This is a genomic window from Haloferax gibbonsii, from assembly GCF_001190965.1.
Taxonomy (GTDB): domain Archaea; phylum Halobacteriota; class Halobacteria; order Halobacteriales; family Haloferacaceae; genus Haloferax; species Haloferax gibbonsii.
In genome coordinates this window covers 2,018,141-2,037,304 of record NZ_CP011947.1, presented here as the reverse complement: position 1 = coordinate 2,037,304, position 19,164 = coordinate 2,018,141, and the positions used below count along the sequence as shown (strand labels likewise).

15 protein-coding genes and 2 pseudogenes are annotated in these 19,164 nt (G+C 53.2%); 10 read left to right on the top strand and 7 right to left on the bottom strand.

What is annotated here, in order from left to right; all coding sequences use genetic code 11:
* The first annotated feature begins 366 nt into the window (after positions 1-366).
* Positions 367-1,776: a hypothetical protein gene (locus ABY42_RS19380; RefSeq protein ID WP_156224370.1), complete on the top strand. Its 1,410-nt coding sequence runs from the start codon at positions 367-369 to the stop codon at positions 1,774-1,776.
* Between the two features lie 240 nt (positions 1,777-2,016).
* On the opposite strand, the gene ABY42_RS18980 is transcribed toward ABY42_RS19380, so the two are convergent.
* Positions 2,017-3,006 (bottom strand): glycosyltransferase family 2 protein, encoded by a 990-nt coding sequence (locus ABY42_RS18980; RefSeq protein ID WP_082220658.1) that lies wholly within the window; start codon positions 3,004-3,006, stop codon positions 2,017-2,019.
* Between the two features lie 695 nt (positions 3,007-3,701).
* Between ABY42_RS18980 and ABY42_RS18975 the strand changes: the two genes are divergently transcribed.
* A complete protein-coding gene (locus tag ABY42_RS18975; protein ID WP_082220657.1) occupies positions 3,702-4,808 on the top strand; it encodes a glycosyltransferase in 1,107 nt (368 codons plus the stop codon).
* On the opposite strand, the pseudogene ABY42_RS20140 reads toward ABY42_RS18975, so the two are convergent.
* A pseudogene (locus ABY42_RS20140) lies at positions 4,805-5,224 on the bottom strand (IS1595 family transposase); the annotation flags it as partial. The gene ABY42_RS18975 and the pseudogene ABY42_RS20140 overlap by 4 nt on opposite strands.
* A 60-nt stretch (positions 5,225-5,284) precedes the next feature.
* Between ABY42_RS20140 and ABY42_RS10420 the strand changes: the two are divergent.
* Positions 5,285-5,678: pseudogene (locus tag ABY42_RS10420) on the top strand (IS5/IS1182 family transposase); the annotation flags it as partial.
* A gap of 161 nt (positions 5,679-5,839) precedes the next feature.
* Here the strand turns inward: ABY42_RS10420 and ABY42_RS18970 are convergent.
* On the bottom strand, positions 5,840-6,925 hold the full coding sequence (locus ABY42_RS18970; protein ID WP_082220656.1) for a glycosyltransferase family 4 protein: 1,086 nt from the start codon (positions 6,923-6,925) through the stop codon (positions 5,840-5,842).
* Positions 6,926-7,117: 192 nt separating this feature from the next.
* Between ABY42_RS18970 and ABY42_RS19965 the strand changes: the two genes are divergently transcribed.
* A complete protein-coding gene (locus tag ABY42_RS19965) occupies positions 7,118-7,369 on the top strand; it encodes a glycosyltransferase (protein ID WP_231608265.1) in 252 nt (83 codons plus the stop codon).
* A gap of 453 nt (positions 7,370-7,822) precedes the next feature.
* Here ABY42_RS19965 and ABY42_RS10410 read toward each other — a convergent pair whose 3' ends face one another.
* Positions 7,823-9,067, bottom strand: a complete 1,245-nt coding sequence (locus tag ABY42_RS10410) for a glycosyltransferase family 2 protein (protein ID WP_050459409.1) — start codon at positions 9,065-9,067, stop codon at positions 7,823-7,825.
* A gap of 209 nt (positions 9,068-9,276) precedes the next feature.
* Here ABY42_RS10410 and ABY42_RS10405 point away from each other — a divergent pair, with 209 nt between their 5' ends.
* Positions 9,277-9,816, top strand: a complete 540-nt coding sequence (locus tag ABY42_RS10405) for a metal-dependent hydrolase (RefSeq protein ID WP_050459926.1) — start codon at positions 9,277-9,279, stop codon at positions 9,814-9,816.
* 152 nt (positions 9,817-9,968) lie between these two features.
* Positions 9,969-10,124, top strand: coding sequence for a DUF7837 family putative zinc-binding protein (locus tag ABY42_RS19835; protein WP_197092896.1), 156 nt, complete (start codon positions 9,969-9,971; stop codon positions 10,122-10,124).
* Between the two features lie 78 nt (positions 10,125-10,202).
* Here ABY42_RS19835 and ABY42_RS10400 read toward each other — a convergent pair whose 3' ends face one another.
* Positions 10,203-10,661 (bottom strand): type IV pilin, encoded by a 459-nt coding sequence (locus ABY42_RS10400; protein WP_050459408.1) that lies wholly within the window; start codon positions 10,659-10,661, stop codon positions 10,203-10,205.
* Between the two features lie 315 nt (positions 10,662-10,976).
* Between ABY42_RS10400 and ABY42_RS10395 the strand changes: the two genes are divergently transcribed.
* Complete coding sequence (locus tag ABY42_RS10395) at positions 10,977-11,756, top strand: hypothetical protein (protein ID WP_050459407.1); 780 nt, start codon at positions 10,977-10,979, stop codon at positions 11,754-11,756.
* A gap of 465 nt (positions 11,757-12,221) precedes the next feature.
* On the opposite strand, the gene ABY42_RS19375 is transcribed toward ABY42_RS10395, so the two are convergent.
* On the bottom strand, positions 12,222-12,410 hold the full coding sequence (locus ABY42_RS19375; protein ID WP_156224368.1) for a hypothetical protein: 189 nt from the start codon (positions 12,408-12,410) through the stop codon (positions 12,222-12,224).
* Between the two features lie 673 nt (positions 12,411-13,083).
* Here ABY42_RS19375 and ABY42_RS10390 point away from each other — a divergent pair.
* The gene (locus tag ABY42_RS10390; protein ID WP_197092895.1) at positions 13,084-13,941 is read left to right on the top strand and encodes a formylglycine-generating enzyme family protein; all 858 of its coding nucleotides are present in this window, start codon (positions 13,084-13,086) and stop codon (positions 13,939-13,941) included.
* 105 nt (positions 13,942-14,046) lie between these two features.
* Positions 14,047-15,531, top strand: coding sequence for a sulfatase family protein (locus tag ABY42_RS10385; RefSeq protein WP_082220655.1), 1,485 nt, complete (start codon positions 14,047-14,049; stop codon positions 15,529-15,531).
* 332 nt (positions 15,532-15,863) lie between these two features.
* On the opposite strand, the gene ABY42_RS10380 is transcribed toward ABY42_RS10385, so the two are convergent.
* On the bottom strand, positions 15,864-17,231 hold the full coding sequence (locus tag ABY42_RS10380; protein WP_082220654.1) for an APC family permease: 1,368 nt from the start codon (positions 17,229-17,231) through the stop codon (positions 15,864-15,866).
* 251 nt (positions 17,232-17,482) lie between these two features.
* Here ABY42_RS10380 and ABY42_RS10375 point away from each other — a divergent pair, with 251 nt between their 5' ends.
* Positions 17,483-19,135 carry a sulfatase-like hydrolase/transferase gene (locus ABY42_RS10375; RefSeq protein ID WP_082220653.1) on the top strand — a complete coding sequence of 551 codons (1,653 nt, stop codon included), beginning with the start codon at positions 17,483-17,485 and terminating at the stop codon, positions 19,133-19,135.
* Positions 19,136-19,164: the final 29 nt, after the last annotated feature.

Genomic DNA, 19,164 nt, shown 5'->3' with positions numbered 1-19,164 from the left:
TAGCCAGAAAGAGCGTACCCTCTAATGTCAACGCTGAATGATATCAACAGAGCAAAAAAGTCCAGCATCCACAAATATTACTGTCGTCCACAGCCGTAATTGTGTATATACTGTGTGTGGAAAGCGATATGTGACTATACTCTTAAGTCGATATATTCAATAACATACTTCGTGTACAATTGAATGATGGCCTATCCCATCGCTGGCCCACCAATTTAAAAAAAATAGATGAGCTCATCAATATATAAAAAAATCACGTTCATTTTCTTGTTCGCCACTATATCAATAATTGTATACTTGTCGACTCAACAACCCCCCCGCATCGACCGGTGGCAGTACGGGAAATGGTTTGTCGAAACCGAAGTAATGACTAAGTCAACAGTCCCAACCTGTGGAAACATCATCCAAACCGGGAATTATGATGAACATTGGGCGTCGAAGATCTGTACTAGAATACATAGCCCAGTTCCTGCAATATTAACTTCGATGCTATCTATGTTGTCTGGTGTAGAGTTCACGGGGTCATACCGGCGATATATGATTCTAACTCCGGTTATGAAAGGACTTGTTGGATATGTTTTAGTAAGGAGATATTCAAAGGACATTACATATGCGTTGTTTGGAGCGGCATTGTTTGCAGTTGTACCAGACTATTCATATTATTACTTTACACAGGCGAAAGGACTGTCCTTCGTACTCCTTTGGCTGGGAGTTTACACCATATTCCGATGGTCAGGTGGTGACTATAGGTGGAGCCTGATATTTATTATCATAACTGCCACACTTAGTTTGTTTTACCTCCCCCGGTCGCTTATTTTAATCTCCACCGCACTTTTCATTTCACTAAAACGAATTTATGCACTTAGCAGAGCGAAGAAGTCAGTAGTAGTTATATTATCTGGACTTATTTTGTACGTTCTCCAAGGAGAACTCCTAATATCACACCTCTCAACATTTCTACCACAAGTATACACTAAACTGCCAGAGATTTTCCAGGGTAGTAGTTCAAGTATTCCTTATGAGCCCATCTCGGCATCAGGCCCACCAATTGGTTTTGGATATATCATGTTAACCCCGATTGCACTCATAGGAGTCATTGGATTTTTAATATATGTCCGAAAACAGACGATATCTGTATTATATGACGAGAGATTGTTGTTCGGCTATGCCATATTATTCACATACACCTTACCTTCCTTATTGATTGGGTTCTTTTATTCTCGCATCATTTTTGAGCTTGCCGCACCAGCCCTGCTTGTCGGTATAGGTGGTATCTCGATAGCACAAAAAGCGCCAAACATTAGACTATCAACTGTACTGCTCCTTTACCTTGTAGTTGCGGGAGGGTTAACTACTGCATTTTTACAGGACGATCCTTACCAGAGTTCGTACTCAGGTTTGTCAGATGGGTTAGAATCGTCTGGAATAAGTTCTGAGGATCATATATTCACAGATTTCCAAACGGGAGCTTACCTAGTAGGTGAACACCAGTATAGCCATGTCTCAAAAATCACGTCAGGAAAGAATAGAACACTAATATCATCTATATGGTATAATGTATCTTCACGGGATGCATGTATGACCCTCAAAAGAGAATACGATTCTGATTATCTAGTATTGCGAAAAACAGTCACCGAAAAATTCGCGATCGAGAATTACCGGCGAGAACCGGTCCCCATCACGACAATTAATCGGTACAATTCGGGAGCTGAATTCAATAGAGTGTTTTCTAACGGTGATTTTACGGTTTACCAAATATCAAATAAATGTCTGTAGGGAATGGGTTTAATAAATTCCTCAGCCATGTCGGGTTCTCTGAGACACCGTTTAAATCCTTGAGACGCGACAAAACGAAAACCGATGCGGCATATTTCACGGATCAAGATCCTCGGATGGAGTTAATTGATTGCTTATTAATCAACAGAGGTTGTGATCCATTATATAGAAAACCACGAAAGTAAGACTGCATATCCGTGGAAGGTAGCTTAGCTGATTACAGTAGTAAACTGGTGATACCTATCGTCCAGAAAGGATTTTATTTTGAATACTCGATGCTAGCCTCCATCCAGGGTTCCCGAATAATGTAACGATTGTCTCAATCACTAACATTCCCGAAAATCCATTGTGGTAGTAAAGTGACTTAATATAGCAGATAATTGCGTCTTTACTCCAAGTATTTTGCCTGACAAGTGCACTTCCCATCGAACGATATGCATCTGATAGTGCTGATTTTTTGACCTTGTCCGGGAACTTCTCAAAGAGATTTGAATTCTTATTAATGATTTTGAATCTTCCCATCGCAGCTCCAACAGAGCGCCCTCTTGAATTATCAGATTTTCTTTTTAAGACAAGCGGTTGGTCCACATAGGCAAATTTAGATACCTCTGCTAGTTGAATAATAAGATCTAAGTCATCTGCGCCTGGCAAGTAGTCAAGTGGAAAAATTTCGTCTAAAACAGTTGCTCGTATAAGCATCGTTGAATACATGCAGGGCCAAGTGTCAAACATTAAACTCTGTTTTAATACATCTCCTTCGAGATCTGTTTTTGGTGAGGATACAGTATCTTCTTGCCGAACACCACAGTATACCACACCGATATCAGGATTATTTTTTAAAATGTCAGCTTGCTGTTGTAGTTTGTTATCTAAAAGGCGATCGTCGTCATCAAGGAACTGTATAAAATCCCCAGATGCTTTTTCATATCCGACATTTCGGGCAATTTGTGCACCTTTATTTTCATCCAATCCAACATACTCAATCGGTTTGTCGTATTCCAGAACAATATCTCTAGCATGGTATTCCCCTGAGTCGTCAACGACAATAATTTCAATATCGGTATAGTCCTGATTAAGAACACTACTAATCGATTCTACGAGGCGATCATTACGATAGTATGTTGGAATGACAACGGACAGAGTAGATTGCGACATTTCCCTGTTCAAATCACAATTTGGAATAGCATCAATGTTACCATGACTTAATTGTAGTAACATCTTGTTTAGCATATTCAGTATAGTTAGCAATTTGTTATATTCGGGGGATCAGTATTGTAATTAGCTAATATCCGGGAACCACGTGAGGCGACAGGCAATCCACGCCGAAGTGTGCTTATTGATCCTCTCGGGCAAAAATGCGGTATCAATGGCGGCGTGACGAGTTGTCGAGTGCGATTGGAGTTGAAACAGGCTCATGACAACGTCATATGAAGCCAATTAAACGGCTTAAACGCCGTCGAGTGGTTAGCGAGATCACCCTCTTTGGTACCGTGCCAATACATACGACATTTCGCTCAGTAGAACGGAGGCGTTACAGTACGACTTATCGGGGCAAGTTGGTAGATAGTGCATCGATACAATGCGTGGTCGGCGAAGTTACCACCTTCTTTGAGGGGAGGAGTCCGGTTCAGTTACCATTATAATTTAGCCAACGTGACTGCCTTACCTAAGGCACGCTATATTCGAAATAAGTATCGTCAGCTTTCGTTACAACCAGTTAAAGAAAGAACAATCATTCACCACCTTGGGATTCACCAGAGCCCACAATACCTAATATCTGTCAACCTCGATCACCAATAGTTAACTTCGTAAAATAACACCAAAAACACACATCTGCATCATCCTTTGAATTTCTCTGGATTGTGAGTGCCAATAGCAGACATGGGAAAATTTATATCCTTGTAGATTTGTATTGTAAATTAAGAATGTCGTCAGTTTCAATTTTTACGCCTACGTTAGATGGTGTAGGTGGTGCAGAACGTTATATTGTTAACTTAAGTTCAGGTTTGAGCAATAGAGGTTATCAGGTTGAAATTGTGTCCGGAAATATACATGGACTCTTTTCTTCAGATCTCCCACCTGAAGTAGATACCTGCGAGATTCAAGTACCATCGGTTCCTGTGGCAGGTTCTTCTTCTTCCTTGGTCAGTTTGTATCAATATTTCAAAAACAAATGCCCAGACAACTTCATATCTGTGATGAATCATGCAAATATTCCTTCAGCTCTTGCACACCAGATGTCTCGCAGTAATTCGAATTTGATACTGACTGAGCATAATAACCCAAAACTTTTAATGTCTAACAAAAACTCGTATAAATACAAAAATAAATTAATTTATGAGGCTGCGAAACATCTGTATGGCCATGCTGATCACGTAGTAGGTGTCTCTCAAGGAGTCGCAGAAGATCTTTCAGATATACTACCACACCTTGACAATATAAGATGTATATATAACCCTGTTGTGAGTGAGAAAATTACTGAAAAATCCCTGGTGACCCCAGATCATTGGATGTTTGAAGATGACATACCAGTAATCATCGGTGCCAAGCCGGAGGTACAAAAGAACCTCACAATGCTGGTTGAATCATTTTCAGCGATTATAGAAGAACGAGAAGCATATCTATTAATCGTCGGGAGTGGTGAACAGATAGACGAAATAAAGCTAAGGTCTCAAGAACTTGGGGTTGAAGATTATACAGACATCTGTGGTATTGTCCCAGATATCTACTCATATCTTGGATCAGCAGATGTGTTCGCCTCCACTTCAAACTGGGAGGGACTTCCAACGATTCATATCGAAGCACTTGCTTGTGGCACCCCTGTTGTAGCCACTGATTGTCCAAGTGGTCCACGCGAAATATTAGGAGATGGGAAATATGGTAAACTTGTTCCTGTAGAGGATCGTGAAAAATTCTCCAAAGCTTTGCTGGATGTTCTCAAATCACCGCCTGAAAAAGATAAACTGATAGGGCGTGCAGATAGCTTCTCAATACATAAATCCGTGGATATGTACGAAAAGATATTGGTCTAACACCCTTGTGAAGCACGTTGTTGATCTTCAGAGGCGGCGTGAAAAGCATGTTTGAGTGCTTGATCCTGATCACATAGCTTTCTGTAGGGTTCGCAGCGGAGCTGAAAGACTTGAGATACGGCATTAGATTGTCTTTCGAGGCTCCTCAGTTGGGAGAGCCACCGTCGCGTCAGCGACGTGTGGCTCTCGCAGTAACGTGGACGTTACCGTCAGCGTATTCTCCGTCGCCGTGGGCGACGTATTTCTGCGTGAATGCGTCGTCCTCCTCAAGCGACTTGTACGGCCGAAATCCGTCGGTAAGGCAGTCAGCGGCTCCTCTTTAGGTCAGCAAGGAGGAGTCAAATGGTCGATTGCTCGGCGGATCTCGCAGGCACGATGTACCGATCGTCTGAACCGCAATCGACCAGCATGAATACCAGCGGTTGGCTTTGTTGAAATCCTCAGAAAGTTATATGTCCAACATGTAATTCTACGAGATGAAGTCCCTCCCGAAGTCGCAGATTCTCCGTTTTACTGAGAAGGCGATCCATCTAGCACGCCGGGCCGTCTCTCGATACTCCTCGAAGTTCTCTAAAGACCGCTATACGCTTCCGCAGCGTGTTGTTCTGTTGTGTCTCAAAGTTCGGAAGAACACGACCTACCGTGGTTTGCTCGATGAGTTGATCGAGATGCCACGTATCCGTCGTGTTCTCGGCCTTTCCGAACTTCCTTCGCCATCAACGCTCTTTAGGCGTTCAACCGGCATGATATGGCTGCCTGGCGTGTTATATTGACACTTTAAGCGACGTTACTCCCGACGAGTGGAATCGTTGGAGTTGATGCGTCAGGGTTCAACCGCAGTCACGCTTCGAAACCTACACAAAACGAGCTGTGGATCATAGTGAAAACTAGTCCTTCAACAAATCGCAAGACGGCGAGAGGATTTCAACAGAGCCTGTTTCTTCTAAACCGCCGCAAAGCACTCGCTGAGCAGGCCTGCGAGCTTTATCCCAAACTAACTCAACGACCTGCCCACTTCTCAAACTGCTTAACTAGACAGTACTGTTTAGTACATCCTGAAAGATGTCATACATTCTATCGGCTGCATTCTCCCAAGAATATTGCTCAGCGTGAGATTTCAACTTGGCTTGGTCCTGAGAAGTGATATCTGACGTTGCAACATCAACTATAGCACTAGCAATGTCATGAACATTTGTCGGATCTACTAGTGTAGAGTAACCGTTCAGGATCTCCGGTAAGGAACTTCTGTTAGAAGATATCACGGGGGTCCCACAGGCCATAGCTTCTAATGGTGGCATTCCGAATCCTTCATACAGAGAGGGGTATATAAACACATCAGCATTTTCATATGCAAATTTCAATTGCTCTTTCGGAATGAACCCTGGAGTCACGATCTCATCTGAGAAATTAGACGTATCCATATTTTTGTAAACAAGTTTGTTATTAGGTCCGATTAATACTAATTTTTGGTCGATTTTATTTCTTGACTTCCGGTATGCATCAATCAAACGAGAAATGTTTTTCCTAGGGTTCATTGCACCAACATATAAAAGATAATTGTCGGGGAGGTCAAGAGGAACACTAGAGGCATCAGAAAGAAAGAAATCATCAACTCCGTTGTAGTTCACATGGATCTTATCTGAACCAATCGACAAATTATTTTTTATTTCCGACTTTGAAAAATTTGATACGGTAACAATAGCCTCAGAACTGCGAACGCTTAGCGGAATAGATATTCGGCGGTATATTCTATGTATTCCACCAGACATACCTTTGATAGCATTCACATCATGGATTGTTGTGACAATTGGACAGTTAACACCAATCGGTGGGGCATTGCCGTTGGGACAGAATAAAATATCAATGTCGCTATTATTTGCTAAAGCTGGGAGTATTAGTCTTTCCCAAGCGATACCAAAAAAAGGAGAATCAGACATAAACAAGTTGCTTGAGGTCGTTTCGTGATTTAGGTCATCTCTTGACAGGTCTTTGTTTCCGAAGAGGATCAGATCCACATCTTCCTTCTCTCCCAAACTGGATATGAGTTTTCGGCTGGCCTGAACTGCACCATCCGGTTCGTTAACAGAAAACGTTCTAGCATTAACTCCGATCTTCATAGTTATAGCTATCAATAATCCAATCAAGTTGAATAGCCTTTTGTTACCTCATGTTCGACGAGATCGCCAGTATCCATAACGTAACGGTAGGAATCGTTGGCGACGGCCCCGAGCGTGAGCGCCTAGAAGCGAAACAAGTTCTTGATCCATACTGACCATGTGAGTTCCTCGGCTTCCTCGACGACTACGAGGATGTTATCAGCCATATGTGAGCTGCCGACGTGGGCTCCAAGTACCAGAGAAGGATTCGGCATCACGTTTGTCGAAGCAATAGCCGCTGATTACACCGTCATCGCCGCCGACCATCCTGATTCGGTAGCGGAGGAAGTCATCGACGACGCAGGTTTCCTCGTTGACCCTACTGTGGAATCCCTGATGGAGACACTTGACACCGCACTAAGTGGTGGACGACCACCGACGAACCCCGGCGACGCGCGCAGCTGAATGATTGGGAGCAGTAGCTAACCAAGTAGCAGCCTATCAGCGTGCTATCGACGACTCGTGGTGGTTAGCAGGAAGAAATAAGTGAAGCTCACATGGGGAAGGTTTTTGCTATTATCCTTTGTCGACAACTTGACCTTCTGGAGTCCTAGTCTCACGGCTTTTTAATCACGTAACGCACCAAGCCTAGCGATAGAAACAATTGAACAGATGGGAGGATGTGTAGTTTGGTACTGTGGCTACGCAGCAAGACGGGGCATACCGTGTTATGACCATAGTTCGGTCCCGACAGTACGCAGTCAGCGAGATGGAACTCACTTTACTTCCCTCAGGGACACGACAGATCGTTTAGTCCTAGAGCGAACAAACAACGACAAATAAGCAAGGGAAGAAATCGAGATTGAACCAGATATGGCTGCGATCAACTAAGCACGAGGGCCTCAAGCAGGCAACAATCTATTGACTTAACGACCCCAACAGGAACGACCCGAACACCATCTGCAGGCCAAGCACGACAGCCACGGTCGCCACGACGTCGGCAACCGCAATGGGCAACGCACTGAACCCACTGGTCACCCACGTAACGGCCAGGTAGCCACCGTAGGCGAGCCCGGCGAGGAACACGAGCGAGCCAATCGTCGCCCCTCTCTCAAGCGAAATCCGCTTCGTGAACCAGGTCGTAAACGGATCCGAAGCCCCACGAACCGGATCCGAAGACACCGTCGAGAAGGCCCCGAACAGCATCAGTTGAAACCCAGCCAACGTCAACAACCCGCCGCCAATCCCGGTGTGAATCCCGAACTGCGCGCCACCGATCTCCAGACCAGTCCACGCCAACACCAGCGCCAGCACGCCAACGACGGACAGCCCGAACCCAGGCGCAGAGAACAGGTATCCGGGCGCATTCACGAGCATAAACCGAACGTGTCGCCAGCCGTCGGGGAAGCTCTCCAGATTCGCCTCACCCTCGCGAGGGTGGTACGTAATCGGCTTCTCAGCAATCTCCAGGTCCTTCGCACCGGCCTCCATGATCATCTCCGAAGCGAACTCCATGCCGCTCGACGAGCAGTCCATGGTCTCCCAGGCGTCGCGAGTAAACACACGCATCCCACTGTGGGCGTCACTCACGCCAGCGCCGTAGAACACGTTCAAAAATTTCGTCAACAGCGGATTCCCGACGTGTTCGTGCAGCGGCGGCATCGACCCGGGCAAGATTTCACCCTCAAGACGCGAGCCCATGGCCATATCGGCCTCGCCGGAGCGAACCATGTTCAGAAGCTTCGGCAACTCCTTGAAGTCGTAGGTGCAGTCGGCGTCGCCCATGGCGATGTAGTCACCGCGGACGTTATCGAAGGCGTACAGGTACGCGTAGCCGTAGCCCTTGCCGTCGGGTTCGATGACGACAGCTCCATTTTCTTCTGCAATCTCGGGCGTGCGGTCGGTCGAACTGTCGGCGACGACGACCTCGCCGTAAATCTGCATGTCTTCGAGGGCGGCTTTGACCCACTCGATACACTGGGCGATGCCACCTTCTTCGTTGAGGGTGGGCATCACGACCGAAAGCGTGGGCGTGACCTCGCTGTCTGCGGACAAAAGCAACTCATCACCACTGAGTTGGATGTCCGATGCTGACGTTTCGCTCGTTCCATTACCCAGCTGTTTTGCATGCTGGGTGTCGTTGTGTGTGGTTGACGTTCCCATAGAGATTGACCACCTGTTGTGAGCACCGCCGAATCACTGTGCAGTGTTCGGTGCACTCGACGAACGGCTTCTAGTGTGTTGACTCGGAGAGGCTCGTAAAGAGTTTATCGTCTGAGCACTCTGTGTAGACAGAATATAATATTGATAATATATATGCGAAAACAATTTCGATGAGTGAGTTTATGGGCGGGACGCACCTCCATCGGCGTGTGTATCCCCTTGGCCACCTCGCATTCGGCTATCTCCTCGTCGTGGCCCTCGCTCGGGTGCGTGACTGGGAGTTCCGATATCCCCACGGCCTGACGCTCGCGTTGCTCGCGGTCGGGACGCAACTCCCTGATATCATCGACAAGCCGCTGGCCTACGCGGGCGTGCTGCCGAACGGCCGGTCGCTCGCACATTCACTTCTTATCGTCGTCCCCGTCGTGGTCGTCGGCGTCCGCTATCTCTCGCGTCGAGGCTACGGAACTGAAGCGCGCGTGCTCGCGGTCACTATCGGGTCGCACCTCCTCGGCGATTCGTATCTCCTCGTCCTCCGAGGAGAGTGGCGCGAACTCGGCTTTCTGTTGTGGCCCGTCGTCCCAGCCCTCCAGTACCCGAGCGACGACATCGCCCCGTGGGTTCGGATTCTCAACGCCGGCTTCGATAGCCCGCAGATGCAGTTCCAGTATCTGCTCTTCGCGGGCGCAGTAGCCATCTGGCTCGTGAGCGTCTATCGACGACGTCAGCGGCGTCGACCGTCGACGTGACACCGTAGTAGTGTAACGTACATATGTTTGTTTTAACATCCGCAGAAAACGAAGACGGTGAACACACGTAACTTGAAGCAAGACGGCCCACTACAGCCACACGTACAGTCCGCAGCGAACAAGCCACGATTTCAAGCACTCTCAACCCTTCCATGACCGACGAGTCGACGTCGATTGGCCGTTGTCCGGACTGCGAGATGGAACTCTACGAGTACCACGTGTTGATCGAGTTCGAGACGGAAGACGGCGGGACTGGCGTGTTCGCGGACTGTCCCGAGTGCGATGACGTCGTTCGACTGAATCGGTGATTACTCGAACGTACGGTAGTCAGACTCGCACAGCGTACGTAGCTCTCAAAAACAGATCGAACAGATCGAATCAGGTTGTTACTGCGGCGCGGTCTGCTTCTGCAGGGTTGCAGAGTTCGAGCCGGATTCGGACGTCCAGACGACGCGGATGACTTCACCGGACCACGTGGTATCCGTGGAGCCGACAGTAATCAGCGCGCTATCCCCTGCGCTGACTTGGTCGCTGAAGGCCGTTGATTCGATGTAGTTCGTGCCGTCTGGGGCAGCCCCATCAATCGAGATGCTCAGTCGGTCGGCGTCAACTGCGTCACCAGATTCGTGGGTGATCGTCACTTGTGCCTCGTCAGCCGCCCCGCCGTCGTTGTCGAAGTCAAACGCGAAACTCGCCTGCGGGGCAGTGTCGCCGACCTGGTCGCCGAGACCGAGGACGAACGTCCCGATGACGGCCGCGAGGATGACGGTAATCGCGACCATCAGGATGACACCGATAACCGGCGAAACAGCAGAGTCGTCTTTGAAGAGGTGTGTAAGTTGCATTGGATATTTCCTGTGCCCGAACAGACGGCGGTCGACGGATACGTCGGCGCGTGTCGCACGCAGCGAACAGATAACGTACCTGTTGCGTACACACGACCCCTGTGAGGGCGTACAAGTACCTATTCGTTGGGCATGCTAATAAAGATAGATTGAGTGACTATCTCATAGCACGGAACAATCACAAACACAGACAATTCGTGGGGAGAACCCATCCAATCACCCCACCAGAACCGGTCTCACGAGTCGCCATTGTCACACTTGACCTGAATGTCTTGAATCGCGATAGTTATCTCTGAGCAACACGTTCGGACGTTCATGCCGCTTGCGACGGAACCGGAAGTCGCGCGGACGTACGCGACGCCGGTCGACGACGCGTGGGCGTACGTTCTGCAGTATCGCGAGACGTTGGACTACGTCGCGGCCAACCCCGACAAGGGGTCGACCGCAGTCAGTACCGCCCTGGATCTCCCGCGGAGTCGCGTCCGCGAGTGGATGGACGGAAGCGTCCCGGACGTGGTCCGCGGGCTACAGGCGGCTCGCGACCACGGCTGGTTCCCCGACTCGCTTCGCCAACCAGCCGCGCGTGCGCTCAACCGACTTGTCGCCGCAGTGTTCGCGACGGGGAGCATCGCCCTCGACAACTATCGGCCGTCGTTCGTCGTCGACGACGCCACTCGCGACGTCGTCGCTGACGCGCTCGCAACGCTCGGTGTGGGGAGTCGCACGATTCACACCGACGACGACCGGCGCGCGACCGAACTCGTCCCCCGACGCGACGGGGCGGTGTTGGGCCGGGTGCTCGCCGCGGCCGGCGCGCCGGTCGGCCCGAAGGTCCAACTGGAGGCACTTCGGCTCCCGACGTATCTCGACGACGCCCCGCTGTCGATCCAAGTCGATTTCGTCGAACTCTACGTCGACGGCCGTGGGACGGAACTCGACGGGAAGGCGACGACGCCGCTTCTCGAACAACGCAACGAGACGTTTCGGCGCGACCTCGCGGCGCTCGTCTCGCGGGTGACCGACGAACCCGTCTCGGTCGGCACCAACGGCGTGTATCTGTCGGCGACGGCCGCGCGTCGACTTGGCGTGCGGTAAGTCTCGTAAGCGAGCACAGACAGACCGCGATGCCGACTATCCAGTATGCAGTATATTATAGTTAATTGACTAAATTGACTCGGCGATAACTGACTGATGTATCTAACTACTGTGAAAATACAAAAAGAGCCAAATAAAAAGAAGATATTCAAAATATTTCCCATATTTTGAAACTTCATCTATCAATTTTCATGTAGAAAATCAGCGATCTCGATGCGAATTATATCGATTTACCGATTATATGTGGTTTATATTGGGAATCTAGACGAATTGCGTCGAATCGGTTCCCAGACGAGTACGTGTGACTGACGTTCCACTAGGAACTCTATGCAGACGATAATATTATCATCTGCATAGTGGTCGACCGCGAAAACGAACTGGAGTGGTTGGCGTCCCAGCTCACGGATAGACCTTCACCCGATGACTGTTGTGCGAGGACGCTGAGAACGGCGTCACCCAACGATTCTAGTCCGACTGTTCGGTCACGCCGTCACAGGAACAGAGCTGCAGCGCAGTCCGGAGGTGGAAGTTCTTCTCGTCAGGATCCTCTGTTTCGAGGGCTCTCTGCAGGTGGACTTTCGTCTGCTCGAGGAACGACGACGGCTCACTCATCGCTCCGGGTTCGAATCTTTTCAACAGGCGTTCGGTGGCCAAGCACGGTCTCCACGTGAGGGTCGGCTTGTTGCAACATGCCAATCATGTTGCCTAGCTAACCTTATTCTCAAAAGTGTTTCTAGCTGTGTCGCCACCGTGTTCGCTCACCTCGACAGGACCAGCCCGGAGCAATAATCTTGTGTAAATAAAACTATCTTATATAATATTATAAGAAATCAGAAATTTTTATTTCGTCGATTGTGAGTCCTGGATGGAATTCCCTTCAAGCCAAGTAGCAAGTTATGCACCACTATTCCAGAGAAAATATATTATTCTTGTGCTTTTTGATTCAAAAAGACACTATAACTCCACCAATACCTCGTTAGTGTGATTCCCCACAGAACCAAAATGAGACAAACGAATTGAATTAACAGTAATTCAGTAATATAGTGGTGTAAGAATTAAGCACAACTTGTAGTCAACAGACTGATCGTACCCCCGATAAAGAGACCCGTACCGGATGGCCAGTCTCACCACCGAATGGTCAGTTCACACCGCCCGGTTCGTCGCGGCACGTACTGTTTTACTGATTGCGCGTGTAGCGTTGGCCATGACTGACCGAGGCTCGCCGTGTTGTTCCGGCTCCAGAGCCGATGTCGAAACGGACGCAACAACCCACAGCCAAGAGGCGGATATCTCACCCACAGCTGACACCCCTCGCGGGATGCAGCAGATGGTTGAGTTGGACGGCGGGACGTTCGTGATGGGAACGGATTCAGATGTCGGGTTTCCCGAAGACGGTGAAGGCCCTGCCCGCGAGGTGACTGTCTCCCCGTTCGCTATCGACAAGTACGCGGTCACGAACGCGGAGTTCCTGCAGTTCGTACAGGACACGGGCTACACGACGGAGGCGGAACGATTCGGGTGGTCGTTCGTCTTCGAGGACTTCGTTGCGCCTGAAGACGACGACGCGGTGATGCAGAACGTTCCGGCCGCGCCGTGGTGGCTCGCGGTTCAGGGTGCGAACTGGTTGCGCCCCGAGGGCCCCAGTTCGAGCGTGTTGGAGTCGCGACTCACACACCCGGTGACGCAGGTTTCGTGGAACGATGCGGTCGCGTACGCGGAGTGGGCGGGGAAACGACTGCCCACGGAGGCGGAGTGGGAGTACGCCGCACGCGGCGGCCTCGAGCAACAGCGGTTCCCGTGGGGCGACGACCTCCGGCCAGACGGCGACCACCGCTGTAATATCTGGCAGGGAGAGTTCCCCGAGAACAACACCGAGGACGACGGCTATCTCCAAACGGCCCCCGTCAACGAGTATTCGCCGAATGGCTACGGACTGTACAACGTCTCGGGGAACGTCTGGGAGTGGTGTGCGGACTGGTTCAGTCCGGACTACCACACGACCGACGACTACGACCACCACGACCCAACCGGCCCTGACGACGGTGACAACCGTGTAATGCGCGGGGGGTCGTATCTCTGCCATCGCTCGTGGTGTAACCGGTACCGGGTCGCCGCACGGTCGAAGAACACGCCGGACAGTTCCACGGGGAACATGGGATTTCGGTGTGTGGCTGATATCGACTGAGCCCGACCGACCGGCGTGTCGTCGTCGATACGATTCCGTGCCGCTGTCGAGGGAGTGGCCGCGCGTCTGCTGGCGTTCCGGCGAACACGTCGTGGGTGTTTATGTATGTTCAGCCAAGACTCACGGTCATCTATGACGGACCAGTCCCGTCCGAACGTACTGTTTATCCTCTGTGATCAGATGCGGCGGCAGGCGATGAGCTGTGCCGGTGACCCGAACGTCTCGACGCCGAATCTCGACCGCCTCGCCGACGACGGAGTTCGGTTCACGAACGCGAACTCGACCGCGCCGATCTGCGTCCCCGCGCGGCTGTCGCTCGTGACGGGCCAGCACCCTCACACGCGGAACGCGCACCACCACTGGCGGATGTCGCCCGCCGAGCGAACGTACGGCCACGAGTTCGCCGAGAACGGCTACCAGACAGGGTACGTCGGGAAATGGCACCTCGCGGACGTGGGACGGAGTCGACCTGTACCCGAAACTCACCAGGGTGGCTTCGACTACTGGCGCGGATTCGAACTCAAGAACGACCCGTTCGACACGTCGTACTACGTGGACGACGACCCCGAGCCACACCCCATCGACGGCTATCAGACTGACGGGCTGTTCGACCTCGGGACGGAGTTCCTCGACGAACACGGCACCGGAGACGACCCGTTTTGTCTCACCGTCTCGGTCGAGCCGCCGCACCCGCCGTTTATCGCCCCGGAGGAGTTCCTCGACGAGTGGGAAGACAAACCGTTGGAGCTTCGACCGAACGTTCCGTATCCGGACGCCGAACCGCCGCTCACCATCTTCGGAGAGCCCTACGAGTCGTGGGGCGACAGAGAGACGAGCACGCCGGAACTCTACGAGCAGTACCCGTATCACGGAGAGACGTTCTTCGACGAGATGCGGAAGTACTACGCGATGATCGAGAACCTCGACGACAACGTCGGCAGGCTGTTGGACGAACTCGAACACCGCGGCATCCGCGACGAGACGGCAATCGTGTTCACGTCTGACCACGGCGAACTCCTCGGGTCACAGGGCTCGATGGCCAAACAACACCCGTACGAAGAGTCGGTAGGCGTGCCACTGATTATCTCGTACCCCGATGGTGGCATCGACACGGGCAGAACGATCGACACGCCGACCTGTACCGAAGACATGGTCCCGACGTTCCTCGGCCTCGCGGGTATCGAGAGCGACCAAGACCTCCCGGGTGCCGACCTCACGCCACTGATGCGAGACGCGGACGAGACGCTCGACCGCGACGGTGTGTTACTGGAGTTCGTCCGCGAGATCCGGCCGATGATGCCGTACCACGACGAGACCTGGCGTGCGTTCCGGACGGAGCGGTACAAGTACACCGTCAAAGGGTACGACAACATGAGCCCCGGGTCGTTCACCGAGTGGGGTGAGCCGTGGCAGCTGTACGACTTGCAGGAAGACCCCTACGAGCAGCACAACCTCGTCGACGACCCCGAGTATCGGGACGTCGCCCGGGAGATGCACGGTCGCCTCCGGGACGCGCTCATCGAATACGACGACCAGTACGCGCTCGACGCCGCGTTCGGCCACGACAGCCTGAACACGCCCGACGCGTAGCTCGAATCGGCCACCACCCGCGGGCGGGTCTGTATTCGGGGGAGTAGCGAACGGCTGGAGCCTCTCCGATGGCAGATACCGCACAAACGCTTCTTTTGCCAGGGTGTCGGGCATGATTGTGAGGATGTCGTGAGTTCGCCGTGAGTTGCCGCGTTTGAGTCCGTGCGAGAGGCGATCGGTGTCGAGTCCGTTCAGGGCGTCGGGCGTCACCCACGTGTGTCCGGACGCGCGAAACGTGCGACTCGGCGGCGTCGAGGATGTGGCAAAAAGAGGACTGAACGGCGCGACTGAGTGACGCTTAGCAGTACTGCGTTGTGGCGTCGGGACGGCGCTTAATCATCACTCGCGACGGACGCGGGGCTTCCGAGTTCCTCCGAGTCCGTCTCGATGCTGATGGTGCCCCGAAGCGTCTGGATACCGTAGATGCCGACCCCGATGACGATGAACGTGAGGTACCACTGGACGCCGGTCGGGCTTTCGGACGCCATCGACACGACTAACGTTCCGAGCACGACCGCTGCCGCCCGGGAGAACCAGCGGACGTTACGCGGCGTCAGGTACCGCGAGTCGGCCATCGGCCCCGTTTCGAACAGTTCCGGCCGCGTGGACGGGAGCCGCGACGCCGTCAGGCAGGTAATCGTCAGGAGCGAGAGGTTCCCGATGGCGGACGCCTGAATCATGTCGTTCAGCGGAATGTTGACCAAGACACCCACCACGGACGCGGCGCCGAGAATCGCGAGCACGTATTTCGGCTCGCCGTGTTTGTTCTCCGCGGCGAGCCACGACGGGAGGATGCCGTCGTTGGCGACCGCTTTCACGTAGCGCGTGACCATCGAGAGAATCGCGATGTTCGACGTGACGCCGGCGACCATCGCCGCGATCGTCGAAACGACCAGCAACTCAGGGCTGAGGTACTGGGACGTGACGACACGAAGCGTCTGGTTAGCTAGTTCCTGGTACGGAACCATGCCGACGCTCACGAGGATGACGCCAGTCCCCATCAGCGCGACGGCGCCGGTGTTGATGAACAGGATTCGACCGAACGCCTTCTCGGGGTTCTCGATGTCGTCGCCGAAGTCGATGATGTACAGGCCGGTGATGAACGTCGTCAGCATCACACCCATCGTCGAGAGCGTCGACGTGAGACTCGCCGGGAACACCGGCGTCAGCCTGCTCGGGTCGATGTTCACGAATCCTAAGGAGAGAATCACCCCGATGGAGACAAGCAGGAAGGCGGACAGCACGATTTCGATTCGCCCGACCGCCTGGATGCCGAACCAAACGATACAGACGGTCGAGACCAACAGGAGGATGGTGAATATCTGCGTCGAGACGCTCGGGAAAAAGGCGTTCAAGTACGACGCACCTGCGATCACCAGTATCTGCAGGATGACGAACCCCGACATCAAGATGGACGGCCACAGAATGCACCAGCCGATAAAGTGGCTCAGTTTCTTGTTTTCGGGAAGCAGCATTCGCGAGTTGTAGTAGTAGTGTCCCGGTGAGAGTGACCACGTCTTCGTGAGCGCGAGATACCCGGGGGCGGCCAATGCGACGACCCCCATCCCCAAAATCGTCACAATTGCTGTTCCGGGCCCACCGATCGACGCGGCAGCAACTGGCTTCGACCAGAGTGCGCCACCGATGTTGAGTCCGAGCATTACGGCTAAGCCACCAATCCAACTCAGCTTATTATTCATTGGCAATGACGAACAATGAGGGAATACAATAAATAATTTGGGTTAGATTCAATCTTCTGTCGGGGGTGGTGACATCGCTCAGTGTGAGTCGCTTCGTCGACAGGCCGATGCAGATGCGTGGTCGTTCAACACACCGGTTTCAGCGGCGCGTCGGAACAGTCTGAGGGCTCTTCGGTCCACAGGGACTCACAACCCCGTGTTTCAGCGCCGCGTGAGAAAGAATTAGTACGCCCCATGAACACGGACCGGATATGGCTTCAGCCCAACCTCCGAACATCCTCTGGATCTCGCTCGAAGATACGAGTCCTCGCTTCGGGTGCTACGGAGACGACGTCGCAACCACCCCGAACATCGACAGCATCGCCGCCGACGGGCGCGTCTACACGGACGCGTGTGCGACGGCGGGCGTCTGCGCCCCGTCGCGGGCGTCAGTCATCACTGGCTGCCACCAGACGGCAATCGGCACCCACCACATGCGGACGAAGCACATGAACGAGGACACGCCGGAACTTCCCACGCCGTACTCCTCGGTCCCACCGCACTATGTGACGGCGTTCCCGGAGTTTCTCCGAGCGGCGGGCTACTACTGCACGAACAACTCGAAGACCGACTATCAGTTCGACAACCTCGGCGAGAGTCAACACGACTTCGACGCTCCCGTCTCCATCTGGGACGAAAACCACGAGGACGCCCACTGGCGAAACCGACCGGACGACGACCAGCCGTTCTTCGCGGTGTTCAACCCGATTCGGACCCACGAGAGCGGCATGTGGGAGGATGGCTTTGTCGGCGTTAATGGAGACCCGGAAACTGACCCCGCCACCGTGGACGTCCCACCGTATCTGCCGGACACCGACGGCGTCAGGAAGGCCATCGCGCGGCAGTACGACAACATCGCACGGTCCGACGAAGAGGTCGGGCGACTCCTCGGTGAGTTACGAGAAGACGGGCTGGCCGACGACACCATCGTCTTCATCTGGAGCGACCACGGCGAGGGCCTCCCGCGCGCGAAACGGTCGCTGTACGATTCGGGCATCAACGTCCCGTTAGTCGTCAGGTGGCCGGGTGAAATCGAAGGCGGCGAGCGGAGTCAGCGCCTCGTGAGCCTGCTCGACCTCGGGCCGACCGTCCTGTCGCTCGCCGGCGTCGATATCCCGACGTGGATGCAGGGACAGCCGTTCCTCGGCCCGGACGCGAACGACCCGCGAGAGTATCTGCTCGCGGCGCGGGATCGCATCGACGAGAGCTACGACATGGTGCGCGCGATTCGGACGGACCGCTACAAGTACATCCGGAACTACGACCAGACGAACCCGCCGCTGGTCTGGGTTCCGTTTCGGGCACGCGGTGAGGCGATGCAAGACCTCCTTCGACTCCACGCGGAAGGCGAACTCGACGGGCCGGCCGCGGAGTTGCTTTCGGGCGGTCGCCCGGTCGAGGAACTCTACGACCTGGTGGCTGACCCCCACGAGACCAACAACCTCGCGGATGACTCCGCCCATTCGGAGACGCTGGCAGAACTGCGCGCGGCGATGGACGACCGACTGGACGCACTCGGCGACCGGGGCCGGCTCGACGAGACGCAGCTGGTCGACCAGATGTGGCCCGGCGGGGAGCAACCGGTGACCGCGACTCCGACGTTCGTCCCGAACGCGCCGAAAAACAGGATGACCGAGGCGACACCGACGGGTGGGGAGTTCACGGCTCCGACGACGGTCACGCTCCATTGCGATACGCAGGGTGCGTCTATCGTGTACGCCACCGGAGAGACTGCTGACGCCCGCTGGAAGCTCTACACGACCCCCATCGAACTCGACGAAGGGGAGACGACGATACGGACGAAGGCGATTCGATACGGCTACGAAGAAAGCGACGTTCGAGCGGCGAGTTTCACCGTCAACTGAAGCCGCGACGGCATCCCTCGAACGGTATA

What these genes read in the sequence shown, in the direction of transcription:
- ABY42_RS19965 (WP_231608265.1), top strand. Translation starts at nt 7,118, where the DNA reads ATGTTATCAGCCATATGTGAGCTGCCGACGTGGGCTCCAAGTACCAGA.
- ABY42_RS10410 (WP_050459409.1), bottom strand. Translation starts at nt 9,067, where the DNA reads ATGGGAACGTCAACCACACACAACGACACCCAGCATGCAAAACAGCTG.
- ABY42_RS10390 (WP_197092895.1), top strand. Translation starts at nt 13,084, where the DNA reads ATGGTTGAGTTGGACGGCGGGACGTTCGTGATGGGAACGGATTCAGAT.
- ABY42_RS10395 (WP_050459407.1), top strand. Translation starts at nt 10,977, where the DNA reads ATGCCGCTTGCGACGGAACCGGAAGTCGCGCGGACGTACGCGACGCCG.
- ABY42_RS10385 (WP_082220655.1), top strand. Translation starts at nt 14,047, where the DNA reads ATGTTCAGCCAAGACTCACGGTCATCTATGACGGACCAGTCCCGTCCG.
- ABY42_RS18975 (WP_082220657.1), top strand. Translation starts at nt 3,702, where the DNA reads ATGTCGTCAGTTTCAATTTTTACGCCTACGTTAGATGGTGTAGGTGGT.
- ABY42_RS19380 (WP_156224370.1), top strand. Translation starts at nt 367, where the DNA reads ATGACTAAGTCAACAGTCCCAACCTGTGGAAACATCATCCAAACCGGG.
- ABY42_RS18980 (WP_082220658.1), bottom strand. Translation starts at nt 3,006, where the DNA reads ATGCTAAACAAGATGTTACTACAATTAAGTCATGGTAACATTGATGCT.
- ABY42_RS18970 (WP_082220656.1), bottom strand. Translation starts at nt 6,925, where the DNA reads ATGAAGATCGGAGTTAATGCTAGAACGTTTTCTGTTAACGAACCGGAT.
- ABY42_RS19835 (WP_197092896.1), top strand. Translation starts at nt 9,969, where the DNA reads ATGACCGACGAGTCGACGTCGATTGGCCGTTGTCCGGACTGCGAGATG.
- ABY42_RS10380 (WP_082220654.1), bottom strand. Translation starts at nt 17,231, where the DNA reads ATGAATAATAAGCTGAGTTGGATTGGTGGCTTAGCCGTAATGCTCGGA.
- ABY42_RS10400 (WP_050459408.1), bottom strand. Translation starts at nt 10,661, where the DNA reads ATGCAACTTACACACCTCTTCAAAGACGACTCTGCTGTTTCGCCGGTT.
- ABY42_RS10375 (WP_082220653.1), top strand. Translation starts at nt 17,483, where the DNA reads ATGGCTTCAGCCCAACCTCCGAACATCCTCTGGATCTCGCTCGAAGAT.